16 protein-coding genes are annotated in these 15800 nt (G+C 61.2%); 13 read left to right on the top strand and 3 right to left on the bottom strand.

All coding sequences use genetic code 11. The annotated features are described in order from the left end of the window. Positions 1–27: 27 nt before the first annotated feature. Together BLQ98_RS08830 and BLQ98_RS08835 are read right to left on the bottom strand one after the other, a co-directional pair. Positions 28–2340, bottom strand: a complete 2313-nt coding sequence (locus BLQ98_RS08830; RefSeq protein ID WP_093732984.1) for a xanthine dehydrogenase family protein molybdopterin-binding subunit — start codon at positions 2338–2340, stop codon at positions 28–30. Next, complete coding sequence (locus BLQ98_RS08835; protein ID WP_093732985.1) at positions 2333–2803, bottom strand: (2Fe-2S)-binding protein; 471 nt, start codon at positions 2801–2803, stop codon at positions 2333–2335. The genes BLQ98_RS08830 and BLQ98_RS08835 overlap by 8 nt, the downstream gene beginning before the upstream one ends. 323 nt (positions 2804–3126) lie before the next feature. Here BLQ98_RS08835 and BLQ98_RS08840 point away from each other — a divergent pair, with 323 nt between their 5' ends. From BLQ98_RS08840 to bioB, 10 genes are all read left to right on the top strand, one after another. Continuing rightward, positions 3127–3672, top strand: coding sequence for a YaeQ family protein (locus BLQ98_RS08840; RefSeq protein WP_093733104.1), 546 nt, complete (start codon positions 3127–3129; stop codon positions 3670–3672). Positions 3673–3873: 201 nt separating this feature from the next. Next, positions 3874–4788: a glycine betaine ABC transporter substrate-binding protein OsmF gene (gene osmF / locus BLQ98_RS08845; RefSeq protein ID WP_093732986.1), complete on the top strand. Its 915-nt coding sequence runs from the start codon at positions 3874–3876 to the stop codon at positions 4786–4788. 32 nt (positions 4789–4820) lie between these two features. Further along, positions 4821–5972 carry an ABC transporter permease gene (locus BLQ98_RS08850; RefSeq protein WP_244148400.1) on the top strand — a complete coding sequence of 384 codons (1152 nt, stop codon included), beginning with the start codon at positions 4821–4823 and terminating at the stop codon, positions 5970–5972. Further along, the gene (locus BLQ98_RS08855; protein ID WP_093732988.1) at positions 5969–6904 is read left to right on the top strand and encodes an ABC transporter ATP-binding protein; all 936 of its coding nucleotides are present in this window, start codon (positions 5969–5971) and stop codon (positions 6902–6904) included. The genes BLQ98_RS08850 and BLQ98_RS08855 overlap by 4 nt, the downstream gene beginning before the upstream one ends. After that, positions 6901–7635, top strand: a complete 735-nt coding sequence (locus tag BLQ98_RS08860) for an ABC transporter permease (RefSeq protein ID WP_093732989.1) — start codon at positions 6901–6903, stop codon at positions 7633–7635. The genes BLQ98_RS08855 and BLQ98_RS08860 overlap by 4 nt, the downstream gene beginning before the upstream one ends. A gap of 88 nt (positions 7636–7723) precedes the next feature. Next, on the top strand, positions 7724–8374 hold the full coding sequence (locus tag BLQ98_RS08865; RefSeq protein ID WP_093732990.1) for a DUF1007 family protein: 651 nt from the start codon (positions 7724–7726) through the stop codon (positions 8372–8374). After that, positions 8359–9267 (top strand): nickel/cobalt transporter, encoded by a 909-nt coding sequence (locus BLQ98_RS08870; RefSeq protein WP_093732991.1) that lies wholly within the window; start codon positions 8359–8361, stop codon positions 9265–9267. Before BLQ98_RS08865 ends, BLQ98_RS08870 begins: the two co-directional genes overlap by 16 nt. Positions 9268–9312: 45 nt before the next feature. Further along, positions 9313–9981 carry a GntR family transcriptional regulator gene (locus BLQ98_RS08875; RefSeq protein WP_093732992.1) on the top strand — a complete coding sequence of 223 codons (669 nt, stop codon included), beginning with the start codon at positions 9313–9315 and terminating at the stop codon, positions 9979–9981. Between the two features lie 84 nt (positions 9982–10065). Continuing rightward, on the top strand, positions 10066–10623 hold the full coding sequence (locus BLQ98_RS08880; protein WP_093732993.1) for a biotin transporter BioY: 558 nt from the start codon (positions 10066–10068) through the stop codon (positions 10621–10623). Beyond that, positions 10620–11603 carry a biotin synthase BioB gene (bioB, locus tag BLQ98_RS08885; RefSeq protein ID WP_093732994.1) on the top strand — a complete coding sequence of 328 codons (984 nt, stop codon included), beginning with the start codon at positions 10620–10622 and terminating at the stop codon, positions 11601–11603. The genes BLQ98_RS08880 and bioB overlap by 4 nt, the downstream gene beginning before the upstream one ends. 77 nt (positions 11604–11680) lie before the next feature. Here the strand turns inward: bioB and BLQ98_RS08890 are convergent, their stop codons facing one another. Next, positions 11681–12484, bottom strand: coding sequence for a thioesterase family protein (locus BLQ98_RS08890; RefSeq protein WP_093732995.1), 804 nt, complete (start codon positions 12482–12484; stop codon positions 11681–11683). A gap of 195 nt (positions 12485–12679) precedes the next feature. Between BLQ98_RS08890 and BLQ98_RS08895 the strand changes: the two genes are divergently transcribed. From BLQ98_RS08895 to arsJ, 3 genes are read left to right on the top strand one after another with little or no spacing between them, the layout of a single operon-like run. After that, the gene (locus tag BLQ98_RS08895) at positions 12680–13522 is read left to right on the top strand and encodes an arsenate reductase/protein-tyrosine-phosphatase family protein (RefSeq protein ID WP_093732996.1); all 843 of its coding nucleotides are present in this window, start codon (positions 12680–12682) and stop codon (positions 13520–13522) included. Positions 13523–13528: 6 nt separating this feature from the next. Further along, positions 13529–14527, top strand: coding sequence for an ArsJ-associated glyceraldehyde-3-phosphate dehydrogenase (locus BLQ98_RS08900; protein WP_093732997.1), 999 nt, complete (start codon positions 13529–13531; stop codon positions 14525–14527). After that, positions 14524–15777 (top strand): organoarsenical effux MFS transporter ArsJ, encoded by a 1254-nt coding sequence (arsJ, locus tag BLQ98_RS08905; RefSeq protein WP_093732998.1) that lies wholly within the window; start codon positions 14524–14526, stop codon positions 15775–15777. The genes BLQ98_RS08900 and arsJ overlap by 4 nt, the downstream gene beginning before the upstream one ends. Positions 15778–15800: the final 23 nt, after the last annotated feature.

Consider the following 15800-nt stretch of genomic DNA (forward strand, 5'->3'; position numbering starts at 1 on the left):
CGCAGGAATGCGCCCGCCCGTCTTATTTTAGGTCTTCTTTGCTGCAAGCACAGCATCGCCGGTGATCGGCAGGTGACGTACACGTGCGCCAGTCGCGTTAAAGATCGCGTTGGCAATCGCGGGTGCGATCACGGTAGTACCAGGCTCGCCCAGACCAACCGGTACTTCGGTGCTTTCGACAAAGGCGATCTCAAGCTCGGGCACATCGGCCAGACGCAGCGGCGTATAGGCCCCGAGGTTCAGGTCAATAACGTTGCCGTTCTCGATCCGTGTACCTTCGTGAAGCGCCAAGGACAGTCCCCAAAGGGCCGCACCTTCGCATTGCGCGCGCGCCCCGTCGGGGTCCACAACTGTGCCGCAGTCGAACGCCAGCCACATCTTCTGAACATCGACCTCGCCCGTTTCAGGATCAACCGCCAGCTTGACCGCCGCCGCTGTCCAGGTCGGCATGCTGCGCGACTGGCCAAAGGTGGTGGCAATACCTATTGCGGTGCCCTCGGGCAGTTCTGTGCTGCCATAACCCGACATCTCGGCCACGCGTTGCAAAACAGCAGCCTGACGTGATGCTCCACCAACCGCATTGGGCGCAGAACCCGCGTTGATGCCTTCGGCCTTCAGGTGATCCAGACGGAACTGCAGCGGATCGGCACCGACTTTATGCGCCGCCTCATCCATGAAGCTTTCCACGGCAAAGTTGGTCCAGCCCGGTCCGACAGACCGCAGCCAACCGGGACGGAAGGTCGCATTCGCCAGATCGTTCGAGATCGCCCGCACCTGATGCGCACCCACCGTGTACCAGTGGTCGGCACCGTCAATGGCAAAGGGGTCATAAGGTTCTTCGTTGACACCTTTGGGCATAAAGCCCGGTGCCATCACCTGCGTCGGCCAACCGGCTGCGGCGTGGTGTTCCATGCCCGTGACGGCTTTGCCATCGTCGAACGCCATGCGCAGTTTTTGCACCGAAGGCGACCTGATGCTGTCGAACTGCGCGTCTTCCTCGCGCGAGAACACCAGCTTCACTGGCTTACCGACTGCTTTGGACGCCAGTGCTGCGGGCACAATATAGTCGCCATTCAGGCGACGGCCAAAGCCCCCACCCAGCATATAGCTGCGCATCACGATCTTATCGGCAGGCACTTCCAAAGCGGCGGCCAGTGTGGGCAGGATCAGCGATTGCCACTGGTTGCCCGCGTGAGTTTCCCAAACACCATCGGCGTTCTGGAAAACGGTGGCGTTCACCGGTTCCATCTGGAAGTGCAGCACGGATTGCGTGGTATATTCAGCCTCAAGCGTGTCGGCGGCGGCATCAAAGGCAGCGGTCGTGTCGGGCTGCTCTGTGTGCAGGATCGACCCTTCCTCGCCTTGGATCAGCTCGCGCGAGCGCGCCTGAATATCCTCTTCCGAGACATTCGCCGTCTCGCCCGAGGTCCAGTCGACGCTGATCTCATAGGTCGCCTTGCGCGCTGCGTGCAGCGTTTTGCCCAGAACGACAACCCAACCCGGCACTGTGCCCGACGGATCTTCGAGCACCACAGTTTCAAGGTAACCCTTGATGTCTTTGGCGGCGGTATCGTCCACAGCATTCACCTTGGAGCCATAGCGCGTCGGCGGCAGCATCGGCACGCCGTAAACCATTCCGTCGACCTTGGCGTCCAGACCATAGATCGCCTGACCCGTGGTTTTCGTATCCAGATCAAGCGGGTGCACGTCCTGACCAACAAGGCGCAGATCGGCGTGTGGCTTAAGCGGCAGGGCTGCCAGCTCTTCGTCAGTAAAGCTCCGGTCGAGCCCATCGGCCACCAGATCACCATAGCTGATGCTTTGCGTACCATCAGTCACAGCACCGTCACGCGCCGTCAGGCCGGAAGCGTCTACGCCCCATTTGGCTGCAGCAGCTTCGATCAATGCGGTACGGCCAGCGGCACCTGCTTGGCGGTAGACGGGCCAGCTTTGCCAGATCGACCAGCTGCCGCCTGTGACCATCAAGCCCCATTTCTCGTCTGTATCAACGTGGGTGATGTGTACATTTTCCCATGCGACTTCCAGCTCGTCCGCTAGAATACGCGCGATGGCAGTGCCGACGTGTTGGCCCATCTCGGCGCGGATGATGTTAACGTTGACCTGACCGTCGGCGTCGATCCAGTACCACATCGACGGCTCGAACGTATCGCCGTTGGGCGTGACCGGTGTGCCATCTGGCACCGCTGGGTTCATCGCGGCCTTCGATGCCTGCGGGAAGCCAAAAGCAACCCCAACGGCAGTCATGGACACAAGGAACCCACGGCGGGTCATCTGTGGTTGCGTGTCTGCGCCTGTGAGGCGAGAAATCAAATTAGCCATTGTCGGAGCCTCCCATAGCGGTGGCGGCATCGCGCACGGCTTGACGGATACGGGTATAGGTCATGCAGCGGCACAGATTGCCGGTCATCACCGCGTCGATGTCGTCATCGCTGGGGTTGGGCGTGTCTTGCAACAACGACGCCGCCTGCATGATCTGACCCGACTGGCAATAGCCACACTGGGGCACGCGCAGGTTCCGCCATGCTTCTTGCACAGGATGGCTGCCGTTTTCGTCCAAACCTTCGATTGTTGTGACTTTCAGTCCTTCGACGTCGGAAAGATAGGTGATGCAGGACCGGACGGCAGCGCCGTCGATGTGTACGGTACATGCGCCACACGCACCGATACCGCAGCCAAACTTGGTCCCTGTCAGGCCGATCTCGTCACGGATCGCCCACAACAGGGGCGTATCCGGCTCTGCGTCGACAGAAACCTGCCGTCCGTTCAATTCGAATTTAATCATTAAGTCTTTGTCCCTTGGGTAAATTATGCCTAGGCGGAGCGCGCATATAGCAGCGTTGACTGGACGGTCAATATAAGTTTTATGCCACCCAATAACAGGTGCCGACCCAAATGATCACGAAATTGTCAGACGTCATTGCGTCACACGCATTTGCCGATCTTACACGGAACATGCGCTTCGCGAAAGATAATTTCGCCCACCCTCATGCTCGCAGAATCTCTGACAGCCCGATCAGCGCTTGTTTGTCCGCGGGCCGGCAGGTACTGCCCCCCTAATCACCGGAGCGTATCATGCACTGCGGTCACCAAGGGTTCGGGAACGTCATGGCGCAAAATTCACTGATCTACAAAGTCGAGCTGTCGGTCTCTGATATGGATCGCCATTATTACGAAACGCACAAGCTTACCGTGGCCAAACACCCCTCTGAAACCGACGAACGATTGATGGTGCGTCTGTTGGCCTATGCGTTGAATGCCCACGAACACCTAGAGATGACCAAAGGTCTGTCCACCGACAGCGAACCTGATATCTGGCAAAAAAGCCTCAGCGACGAGATCGACGTTTGGGTCGCCCTTGGTTTGCCCAGCGAAAAGATTATCCGCCAGTCCTGCAACAAGGCCGAGCGGGTGATCCTATACCCCTATGGCGGAAAAACCGCAGAGGTCTGGTGGGACAAGACCCGCAACGGCACAGCGCGGTTTGACAATCTTGTGGTGGTCAATCTGGCAGAGGGCGACACAGCCGCGCTCGCAAAACTTGCCAGCCGCGCGATGAAGCTGCAGGTCCATATTCAGGATGGTGATGTGATGGTCAGCGTGGATGATAGCGTTGTCTACCTTACGCCGACGCTTTGGAAAGACGCCGCCTGACGCGCCACTGCGGCACCTGTCACCCCGTTTCATCGCCTCGTATCGGTACTCAAGTTTAAACAGATTTCACACCCCTATGGGGTGCTTCCGCACGTGCAACAGCTTTGCACATAAAAACACTTGGCATCCCCGGTTTGCCCGCTACCTTGATCCTCAACTTCCGCACGATCATCGAAAGCCACATCAAGGAGCCTGCATCCCATGACGAATTTCCTTCGCACATCCGTATCCGCCGCGACCCTCACCGCCGCGCTTGCCACCTCGGCAGCTGCTGACATCACCGTATCTTCCAAGATCGACACCGAAGGCGGGCTGTTGGGCAATGTCATTGCGCTTGCCCTCGAAGACGCGGGCCTGCCAGTCGAGCGTCGTTTGCAGTTGGGCGGCACGCAAGTTGTCCGCGAGGCGCTGCTGTCCGGTCAGATCGACATTTACCCCGAATACACGGGCAACGCGGCGTTCTTTTTCAACGAGGCTGAAAGCGACGTCTGGAAAGACGCCAAAGCCGGCCATGCCCGCGCCGCTGAACTGGACGCCGGCCAAAACGACGTGACATGGCTGACCTCTGCCCCTGCGAATAACACATGGGCAATTGCTGTCACCGGTCCCGTAGCTGACGAAAATGCCCTCAAAACCATGTCCGATTTTGGCGCGTGGGTGGCGCAGGGCGGCACGGTCAAACTGGCCGCATCCACCGAATTTGTGTCGTCCCCCGCGGTGCTGCCGGCCATGCAAGACACCTATGGGTTTGAACTGACGTCGGATCAGACGGTTATTCTGTCAGGTGGCGATACGGCTGCGACTATCCAAGCCGCAGCGCGCGGTACGTCGGGAGTGAATGCAGCGATGGTCTATGGCACCGATGGCGGTGTCGGTGCAACGGGCCTTGTGGTGATGGAAGACGACAAAGGCGTGCAGCCCGTCTATGAACCCGCCCCGATCATCCGCGCCGAGGTGCTGGCGGAATACCCGTCCATCCCCGAAGTGCTGAACCCGATCTTTGAAGGGCTGGATATGGCGACGTTGCAAAAGCTGAACGGTCGCATCCAAGTCGGTGGCGAACCGGCAGAGGCCGTGGCGCGTGATTACCTCACCCAAGCCGGGGTGCTGGACTGACCCGCGGCACAGTAACCTTGCAGGCCCCTCCGGTGCGGTTTTCTGCGCCGGGGGTTCTGTTTGCTATTCTGGGGGGCGCAGCACTGCTGGCCCCCTTTATGACATTGGCCGCGAACCGCATTGTCGCGGGCGACGCGGTTCCGATCTGGTCGGTGGTGCCGCCAGGACAGACAGCGCTTGGTCTGGCGGCAGTCTTGCTTGGCCTTGCACTGGGTGTGCCTGCGGGGCGTGCTGGCCTTCGGATGGTTGGGCCCCTGATCGGGTTGGCCGGTCTGCTGTGGCTCGTCATTCAAGGCGCACCTGCCTTGCTGGATGGCGCTGGCGATTATGCTCGGGTCTCTCCTGCAGCGGGGTTCTGGTGTCTGCTGGTAATCTTTGCCCTGCTCATGGCCGATGCGATCACAGCGCTGAAACCGGGGCCCTACCAGCGTGCACTGTTGTTGGCCGCCGCAGTGGCAGCCTTGGCAGCGGTGCTGGGATCAGGCGTGTTGTCGCCGCTGTCCGTCCTGCAGGAATTCTCTGCCCGCCGCGACGCTTTCGCCAGCGAGGCAACCCGTCACCTTTGGCTGGCCTTTGGCTCGCTTGGGATGGCTGGTATTATCGGCTTTCCCCTCGGCGTGCTGGGTCACCGCAAGCCCGCCCTACGCGGCGCAATACTGCCGGTGCTGAGCTTTCTACAAACCATCCCGTCGCTCGCTATGTTCGGGCTGATGATCCCCCTGCTCAGTTGGGTCGGTGCCACGGTGCCCGGTGCACGTAGCCTTGGGATTGCAGGCATCGGATTTGCGCCTGTTTTCGTGGCGCTGGTGCTTTATTCTCTGCTGCCTGTGGTCGGCAACACCGTGGCCGGTCTGGCCGCAACGCCCGCACAGGCGCTGGACGCCGCACGTGGGATAGGGATGACGGCGGGGCAGCGGTTATGGCGCGTTGAACTGCCCATCGGCCTGCCCGTGATCCTGACTGGTCTGCGCATCGTGCTGGTGCAAAACATCGGGCTCGCGGTGATTGCGGGGCTGATCGGCGGCGGCGGCTTTGGGACTTTCGTGTTTCAGGGGCTGAACCAGACCGCCACTGACCTGATCCTGCTCGGCGCGCTGCCCACAGTCGCGCTGGCCCTGACGGCGGCCATTGTAATGGATATTCTGGTCGACCTGACCCGACGCCTCCCCAAGGAGACCCCATGATAGAGATCGACAATATCACCAAAATCTACGACAGCGCCCGCGCCGTCGATGGCGTGTCGATGACGATTGATACCGGCACGATCACGGTCATCGTCGGTACATCTGGCTCGGGCAAAACGACGCTGCTGCGGCTGATCAACCGGCTGGAAGAACCCACCTCGGGCGAGGTGCGGATCAACGGGCAATCAACGCTCGACGTCAAACCGCATATTCTGCGGCGGCGGATCGGCTATGCCATTCAAGGGCACGGGCTGTTCCCGCATCACACGGTCGCGCGCAATATCGGCGCGGTGCCGCAACTGCTGGGCTGGTCGCGCGACAAGATCGACGCCCGCGTGGACGAACTGCTTGATCTCTTTTCCATGGCCCCACAGGATTTCCGCAACCGGTATCCATCAGAGCTGTCTGGCGGGCAGCAGCAACGCGTGGGCGTCGCACGCGCGCTGGCCTCGCGCCCTGATCTGATCCTGATGGACGAACCTTTCGGCGCGCTTGACCCGATCATCCGCACCCGTGCGCAAGAGGACCTGCGCCGCATCCAGCAAGCGCTTGGGTCGACGATCATTCTTGTGACCCATGATATGGAGGAAGCCATTCGTCTGGGCGACCGCGTGGCCGTGATGGATGGCGGCAAGCTGGTGCAATACGCAACCCCAGCGGATATTATCACTCATCCTGCGACCGATTTTGTCGCCGATATGGTCGGTGATGTGGAACGCCCCCTGCGGCTGCTTTCCCTCACCCCTCTGGCGGATGTGATAGAGGACGGCCACGCCAGCGGCACGCCCCTGCCGCCCGACGCCAATCTACGCGACGCGCTGTCGGCGTGTCTGTGGACCGGACGCAGCGCGGTGCCGATCAGCGACCATGGCAAGGTGATCGGCCGCGTGACGCTGGACGCGATCCGCGCCCGCGCCGAGGTACACGCATGACAGCGGGCAATCTGCTGCGGCTTGGGTTGCTAGGTCTGCTGCTCGCACTGGTCCTGCGACCTGACTGGTTCACGCCACTCTTTACGCCGCTGGCCCCTGCGGGCGGTCCGGTGATCTATGCGCGCAGTTCTCTGCTGTCGCTCTCGCTCAGCCATTTGGGGCTGGTTGCCCTTGCCTCCGTCGCGGCGACGCTGGTGGCGGTGACGTTGGCGATCTTTGTTACCCGTCCCGTTGGCGCGTCGTTCCTGCCGCTGTCGCGCACGATCACCAACATCGGGCAGACCTTCCCCCCCGTCGCCGTGTTGGCGCTGGCCGTGCCCGCCTTGGGCTTCGGGTCGGGGCCGACGCTGGTGGCGCTTTTCCTCTATGGCCTGCTGCCGATATTTGAAAACGCGATCACCGCCCTATCAACCCTGCCCCCCGCCACGATGGAGGCCGCACGCGGCATGGGTCTGAACCGCTGGCAACGCCTGTGGCGCGTGGAGCTTCCGCTCGCCCTGCCCGTGATCCTGACCGGCATCCGACTGTCTGTCGTCATCGCCCTTGGCACAGCGACGATCGGGTCCACCGTTGCCGCACGCACGTTGGGCGAGGTGATCATCGCTGGCTTGCTGACCAATAACACCGCTTACGTGCTGCAAGGCGGGCTGATCGTGGGGCTCTTTGCGGTGCTGATCTATGACGCGATGGCGCAGCTTGAACGCTATCTCGCCGCGCGCATGGGGGGCTGATCTGCGCCGCGAACCCACCCGAGTGGAAGCTTGCCGATAACACCCCCGCGCAATTGCGGCCCCTGCTCAAGCCTTGTATCAATCGCCTATGATCCGACAGCTTGCCCCCTTTCTCCTCACCCTCTGGGCCGCGCCCCTTACGGCGCACCCCCATGTCTTTATTGACACGCAGCTTGCCCTTGTCGCCGATGACCAAGGACAGCTGACCCATGTGCGCGTGACATGGCAATATGACGCGCTCTATTCGCTGCTGGTGACCGAGGATATGGCCCTTGATGCTGACGGTGATGGCACCCTAACCAAGGCGGAGCTTGCCGCGTTGAACGGCTTTGACATGCGTTGGGTTGACGGGTTCAACGGCGATCTGGTGGTCAGCACCGCGGCGGCAAACATTCCGCTTTCCGGTCCAACCGGGATTGCGACGCAATTCGACGCCGGACAGATCACCACCTCGCATCTGCGCGCGCTTCACACGCCTGTTTCAGCCGGCACAGCGATCACGATCAAACCCTATGATGCGACCTACTACACCGCCTACGACATCACGACTAAAATAGACATCGCGCAGGCCCCGAGCTGCCGCGCCCGTGTCGAAATGCCGAACGTAAGCGCCACAATGGAGGCGCTGCAACAGCAGCTTGCCCAGCTTGATGCCCAAAGCGATCCGGCCGACGCAGGCCTACCGGACATTGGCGCGCAGATGGCCCCCACCGTGAACGTCTCATGCGCCGCGCCCTGACGGTTATCGCGTCCGCCGCGGTGATCGCCCTCGCCGCGCTGTGGTGGACTGGCGGGTTCGACCAGCTGGCGCAGTGGGCCGCGACCCATCAACGGGAGTTTCAAAACAGCATCGCACTATCGCTGCGGGCCGTGCGCGCAGGCCAGCCAGAGGCAGTGACTGCGCTGCTATCGGCCTGTTTTGCCTATGGCGTCGTGCATGCCGCTGGCCCTGGTCACGGCAAGGTGCTGATCGGCGGTTATGGCGCGGCCAAAGCGGTGCCGATGTTGCGCCTGTCGGTGATCGCGCTGCTGTCGTCGCTGGGTCAGGCCGTTACGGCGGTGGCGCTGGTCTATACCGGCGTGACCCTTTTGCAGTTGGGCCGCGAGCGTATGATTTCGCTGACAGAGGCGATTATGGCTCCGGTGAGCTATGGCGCGATTGCCTGTGTTGGGCTGTGGCTGTTCTGGCGTGGGCTGCGCCATTTCCGCGCGACAATGCCCGCGTCGCAGGGGGACCATGACCACTCTCACGATCACGATGGCATCTGCGCCACCTGCGGCCACGCGCATGGGCCGACGGCAGAACAGGTGCAAAATGCGACCAGCTTGCGGGAAACGCTTGTGCTGATCGCCTCTATCGCGATCCGCCCCTGCACCGGCGCGTTGTTTGTACTGATTATCACGCTTCAGATGGGGATTGCGGGTGTCGGCATTGCGGGCGCATTCGCGATGGCATTCGGCACAGCGACCATCACCATCGCCGTGGGACTAGGCGCCGGCGCACTGCGCGGTGGCGTGTTGGCAGGCTGGGCAAGCGTCCCGCGGGCGGCCCAGATTGCGGCTGTGATTGAACTTGCAGCGGGGCTGTGCGTGGCGCTGCTGGCGGGCGGGCTACTGCTTCGGTCACTCTGATTTTAGCTGCTCGACAAGCAGGGCGGTTAAAACTATCTATAATTTATGAACCAGCCAAAACCAGAAACACACTCCGCCCGGATCGCACGTATTCTGGCGGACCGTATCATCTCGGGGCAGCTGCCCCCAGGAGCGCATTTGCGCCAAGACCACATTGCGCAGGAGTTCGGCGCAAGCCACGTCCCCGTACGTGAAGCCTTTCGTCTACTAGAAACCCAAACACTTGCAGAAAGCCTTCCAAGACGCGGATTTCGCGTCACTTTTTTCGATATGGCAGAGCTGCGCGAGGTCGCCGAGATGCGCGCCAGCCTCGAAGCGCTTGCGCTGCGGCACGCCGCCCCCAATATGACGCCAGATATCCTCGTCAAGGCTCACAAAGCCAACTTACAGGGCGACACAGCCCAGGATGTACATGAATGGGAGGCGGCAAATCGCTGTTTTCACAGAACAATTCTTGAACCTTGTCAAATGCCGCGCCTGATGCGGTCGATCGACGATCTGCAAGCCGCAAGCGCACGGTTCATTCTGCGTGCATGGCGCACAAACTGGGAATCCCGCACCGATCACGACCACCGAAAAATCCTAGAAGCCCTGCGCAAAGGCCAGGTCGATCTGGCCTGTTCGACGCTTTCTCGGCACGTCGGTTGGATCGGAAAGCGTTCCCGCACTCTAAAAAATCAAGCTGGAACAGACAGTTCTGAATTTTTCAGATAATTATCTATAATTTGAATTGCCCTGCGACGCTGCATTCTTCCTACTGTGATTGAAATGTAAAAAGCTATCGTCGGAGGAAACCAGATGGCACTTGCGATCACATCCCTACCCCGTAACCCGTCTCTCGCGCAGGGGCTTGGCCTCGCACTTGCAGGGGCTGCGCTCATCACGTTGGGGGCCAAAATTCAGATTCCGTTCTGGCCTGTACCCATGACGTTGCACACGCTGTCCGTATTCCTTGTCGCCCTCACTCTGGGCCCACGTCTGGGGCTGGCGGCGATGGCGGCCTATCTTGGAGCCGGTGCAGCGGGGCTTCCGGTGTTCTCTGGCACCCCTGAACGCGGTATCGGGCTCAGCTATATGGTCGGGCCGACGGGCGGCTACCTGCTGGGCTACCTTGTGGCGGCGGGGTTGACCGGCTGGCTGGCGATGGGGCGCGGCTGGATCGGGCGGGTGCTGGCGATGCTGGCGGGTCTTGCGGTTGTCTATGCGGGTGGTCTGGCGTGGCTGTCGCTGTTCGTGCCCGCCCCCAAGCTGCTCGCCGCAGGTCTGACGCCCTTTTTGTTGGGTGACCTGATCAAGGTCCTGCTGGCAGCGACACTGATGTCGGGACTGTCCCGTCTGAAAGGGCGCGATCAATGATCCGCACAGACTGGACAGTAACCGAAGCGGCAACCATCCACGCGCTGCCCTTCCCCGAGCTCATGCACCGTGCGCAAACCTTGCACCGTGCACATTTTGACCCCACCGCGATCGAAACCGCCAGCCTGCTCAGCATCAAGACCGGCGGCTGTCCCGAAGATTGCGGCTATTGCTCGCAGTCAGCGCATTATGACACCGGCGTCAAAGCGACCAAGCTGATGGGCGCGGACGAAGTCATCGCCGCCGCCAAACGCGCTAAAGACGCAGGCGCGCAGCGGTTCTGCATGGGCGCTGCATGGCGCAGCCCCAAGGACCGCGATATGGACAAGCTGACCGATATGGTGCGCGGCGTGGCTGATCTGGGGCTTGAAACCTGCATGACGTTGGGGATGCTGTCCCCCGAACAGGTGAGCAAGCTCAAAGACGCGGGACTGGATTTCTACAACCACAACATCGATACCTCGCCCGAATATTACGCCGAGATCGCATCGACCCGCACGATGGAAGACCGCCTTGAAACCGTCGAGCATGTGCGCAAGGGCGGGATCAAGGTCTGCTGCGGCGGTATCCTTGGCATGGGCGAGGCAGAGGCGGACCGGATCAGCATGCTCGTCACCCTCGCGACACTGCCCAGCCACCCAGACAGTGTGCCGGTAAACTTGTGGAACGCGGTCAAAGGCGTGCCGGTGCAGGGGAAATCCGAAAAGGTCGATCCTTTTGCGCTGGTCCGGTTGATCGCTTTGGCGCGTATCCTCATGCCCGCATCGGTCGTGCGCCTGTCCGCCGGCCGCACCGGAATGAGCGACGAGCTGCAATCGCTGTGCTTTCTTGCGGGGGCTAATTCGATCTTTGTGGGCAACCAGTTGCTGACCACCGAAAACCCCGCCACGTGGAAGGACAACGACCTACTGCAACGCCTCGGCATGCATGTGGCACCGGCCAAGCCCGCGTCCAGATCAGTGGAGATGGCGGCGCAGTAGATCCGCCCCTTACACGTGCAAAAGCCCGGCCTGAAATCCTCGGGCCGGGCTTTTGCATGTCGCGCCTCGGCTCAAGCTTAGGCGAAGATGATCACCGACTGCATGCCGTCTGCGACCATATTTCCATCCGTGTTCCAGACGCGCATCACCTGAGAGCTGTAACCGCCGTTACCGGCGGTTAGCTGTGTCTCCATCATATACCAGCCGTCGCGGGTATTGGCGTGATCGGATAGCAGGTTGATGATCCAGTTCATTGACGAGTTCGGCCCCGGTCGCGTCATCATCGGGAAGGCCGCAGGGGGCAGCACGTCGCCGATGGCGATCAGCCCCTCAAGCGTGCTCCACATCGCCGGATCGCGGTGCCGTGCCCAGATCCGGACATAGCCGCGATCGGACCCTGAAAACGGCAGACTGCCCTCGATCAGCTTGACCTCGAAATTGACAAAGAACCGCACCGGCGGGCGCTTTAGCGCAGGCGGGAAATAGGATGGCGTGTCGTCGGGCCCTTGGGGGGCTGCGGGGGCGGTATGGCCCACGTTCAACTGACTTTTCTGCGCATGCCCGAAAGAAAACGTGCCTGTCGCGGCGACCTTGCCGTCGATCTCGGCGCGGGTGGCGATGGTGGTGATGTTACGCCCTTCGCGCAGCACCTCTGAGTGGATCGTGGGGGCCTGTGACACGGGCGCGGTAAAGTTGATCAGGGCAGACCGGAGCGCGGGCAATTCAGGACGGTCCCGACGGGCAGCATTGACCAGCAAAGCACCGGTAAACCCGCCAAAGGCCGTACGCCCCTGCGCCCAGTTCTCTGGCACCTGATAGCGCGGCGCGGTGCCGTCCTGCTCTGCTGTGGCCAATACCTCGGCCAAGGTCACATCTGTCATGTCGGGTCCTTTATACGTCTGTCACCGCGCGCGGGCGCGCTGTTTCCCAATCGATGCCCTCAAAGCCAAGGGCGCGCAAGACACCCTGCCCCTGAAACGCCACGTCACCCGAAATGCGGCCCCGTAGCAAAAAACCTTTGGCCCAATGGAATAGCGGTGTTGACGCCAGAACTATATTTCACATATTCATGAAATATGGAATCACTACTTACAGATCGACTCGCCACCCTCAGTCATCCGCAACGGCTGGCCGTGTTTCGCTTACTGATGCGGCGCTATCCCGATGCCTTGCCTGCGGGGGAAATCGCGCAGGTGCTGGCGCTGAAATCCAGCACGGCGTCGGTATATCTGTCGGCGCTGACGCAGGTCGGTCTGATTACGCAGCGGCGCGACGGGACGCGGCTGCTGTACACTGTCAACCTTGATGCGGCGGGCGAGGTCGTATCGGGGTTGTTCGTGGATTGTTGTCGGGGGCGCGCTGATCTCTGCCCGCCCCCGTTCTCTGACCTCATTAACAGGACGCAGATGATGACCCAGACAAAATTCAACGTGCTTTTCGTATGTACCGGAAATTCCGCCCGCTCCATCTTTGCAGAGACGATCCTGCGTGGCATGGCCGGCGACCGGTTTACCGCCTATTCCGCGGGCACCCTGCCCCGGTCCGAGCTTAACCCCCTTGCCGTCGAGATGCTGCACGCCAAGGGCCACTGTATCGGCGCGCTGCGGTCCAAACATATTTCCGAATTCCAGACCGACGATGCGCCGCAGATGGATTTCGTCTTTACCGTCTGTGACCATGCCGCGAACGAGGAATGCCCCACCTGGCCCGGCCAGCCTGTGTCAGGCCATTGGGGTATGCCCGATCCAGTCAAAGCCGAAGGGACAGAGGCCGAACGCCGGCTGGCCTTCCAACAGACATATGGCGCGCTGCACAACCGGCTGCTGGCCTTTACCGCCCTGCCTTTCGAAGCGCTGGACCGCGCTGCCTTGCAAAAACGGGTCGATGCCATCGGGGCCGACCCAGTGACCACAGGATAAACCACCATGACAACCTATGCTTTGAACGGCCTTGGCCGCATCGGAAAACTCGCCCTGCGGCCCTTGCTGGAACAGGGGGCCAAGATCGCCTTTATCAACGACGCGGTTGGCGACCCCGAGATGCACGCCCATCTGTTGGAGTTTGATTCCGTCCACGGGCGCTGGCCCGCGACCTTCAGCGCAGAGGATAACGCCATCACCATTGATGGCACGCGTATTCCAGTGACCAGCACCAAGTCGATCAAGGACCTGCCGCTGGACGGCGTGGACGTGGTGATCGATTGCACCGGCGCGTTCAAGACCGAGGCCAAGCTCGCCCCCTATTTCAAAGCGGGCGTAAAAAAGGTCGTTGTCTCAGCGCCGGTTAAAGACGGCCCAACGGCGAATATCGTTTATGGCGTCAACGACGATACCTATGACCCCACAGACCACACCATCGTCACTGCGGCGAGCTGCACCACCAACTGCCTTGCCCCCGTTGTCAAAGTCCTGCTGGAAGGCATCGGGATCAAACACGGGTCAATCACCACGATCCATGATGTGACCAACACACAAACCATCGTGGACCGTCCCGCCAAGGACATGCGCCGGGCGCGATCAGCGCTGACCAACCTGATCCCCACCACCACGGGATCAGCCACGGCGATCACGCTGATCTACCCTGAACTGACCGGCAAGCTGAACGGCCACGCCGTGCGGGTGCCGCTGCTGAACGCGTCGATCACCGATTGCGTATTCGAGCTGGAGCGTGAGACCACCGTGGAAGAGGTCAACGCCCTGTTCAAAACCGCCGCCGAGGGGCCGTTGAAGGGCATTCTGGGCTATGAGGAACGCCCGCTCGTGTCGTCGGATTACACCAATGACACCCGCAGCGGGATTATTGATGCGCCATCGACGATGGTGGTGAATGGCACGCAGGTCAAAGTCTATGCGTGGTACGACAACGAAATGGGCTATGCTCACCGTCTGGTGGATGTGGCGCTGATGGTGGGCGGCAAGCTGTGACACGACCTGCTGGATTTACCGCCTATATTGCCGTCACAGCCGCTTATTGGGCGTTTATGCTGACCGACGGGGCACTGCGGATGCTGGTGCTGCTGCATTTTCACACGCTGGGGTTCTCTCCGGTGCAGCTGGCCTATCTGTTTGTGTTGTACGAGATCGCAGGTGTCGTGACCAACCTGTCGGCGGGCTGGATCGCGGCGCGCTTTGGACTGACCTCGACACTTTATGCGGGGCTGTCGTTGCAGGTTATCGCCCTGCTGGCGCTGACGCAGCTTGATCCGGCATGGAGCGTGACTGCCTCCGTCGTGTTTGTGATGCTGGTGCAGGGGCTGTCGGGTGTGGCCAAGGATCTGGCCAAGATGAGCTCTAAATCCGCGGTCAAGCTGTTGGCCCCCACCACGGGGGGCGGGTTGTTTCGCTGGGTCGCTCTGCTGACCGGATCGAAGAACGCGGTCAAGGGCGCGGGCTTTCTGCTGGGTGCGGGGATGCTGGCCTTGCTCGGGTTTGTGCCGTCGACGCTGGTGATGGCCGCGATCCTGTTCGTGATCCTGATCGGCGTGATCATCGGTATGCCCGCGGGCCTGCCCGTGGGGCGCAAGGACGCCAAGTTCACCGAAGTGCTGTCGAAGAACCGCAATATCAACTGGCTCAGCGCCGCGCGGCTGTTTCTGTTCGGGGCGCGCGACGTGTGGTTTGTCGTGGGCATCCCGATCTATTTCTACGCGGTGCTGTCTGATGGCAGCGTCGAAAGCAAGCGCGACGCCTTCTTTATGATCGGCAGCTTTATGGCGGTGTGGACGATTCTTTATGGTGCCGTGCAAGGCTGGGCCCCGAGGATTCTGCAGGCCGCAAGCCGAACCGAGGGTGAGACACTCACCCAAGCCCGTCACTGGAACCTCGCGCTTGTGGTCGTGCCTGCCCTGCTTGCCGCGCTGGTCTGGATCACGCCTGCACCTTCCGCCACGCTGACGCTCACGATTGTCACCGGCTTACTGATCTTCGGGGCGATCTTTGCGGTGAATTCAGCCCTGCACTCCTATCTGATCCTCAGCTTTACGGATGCAAAGCGGGTCACGATGGATGTGGGGTTCTACTATATGGCCAATGCGGCCGGACGTTTGGTGGGCACGCTGCTGTCGGGGTTCACCTACCAGATTGGCGGGCTGGCGCTTTGTCTGGCAACTGCAGCGGTTATGTTGGCGCTGAGCGCCTTTGGGACGGCACAGCTGCGCCCGACCCAAACCTCATAAGGGACGGCGCGCGAGGTCACCCC

The sequence above is a fragment of the Sulfitobacter litoralis genome (genome assembly GCF_900103185.1).
Lineage (GTDB): Bacteria > Pseudomonadota > Alphaproteobacteria > Rhodobacterales > Rhodobacteraceae > Sulfitobacter > Sulfitobacter litoralis.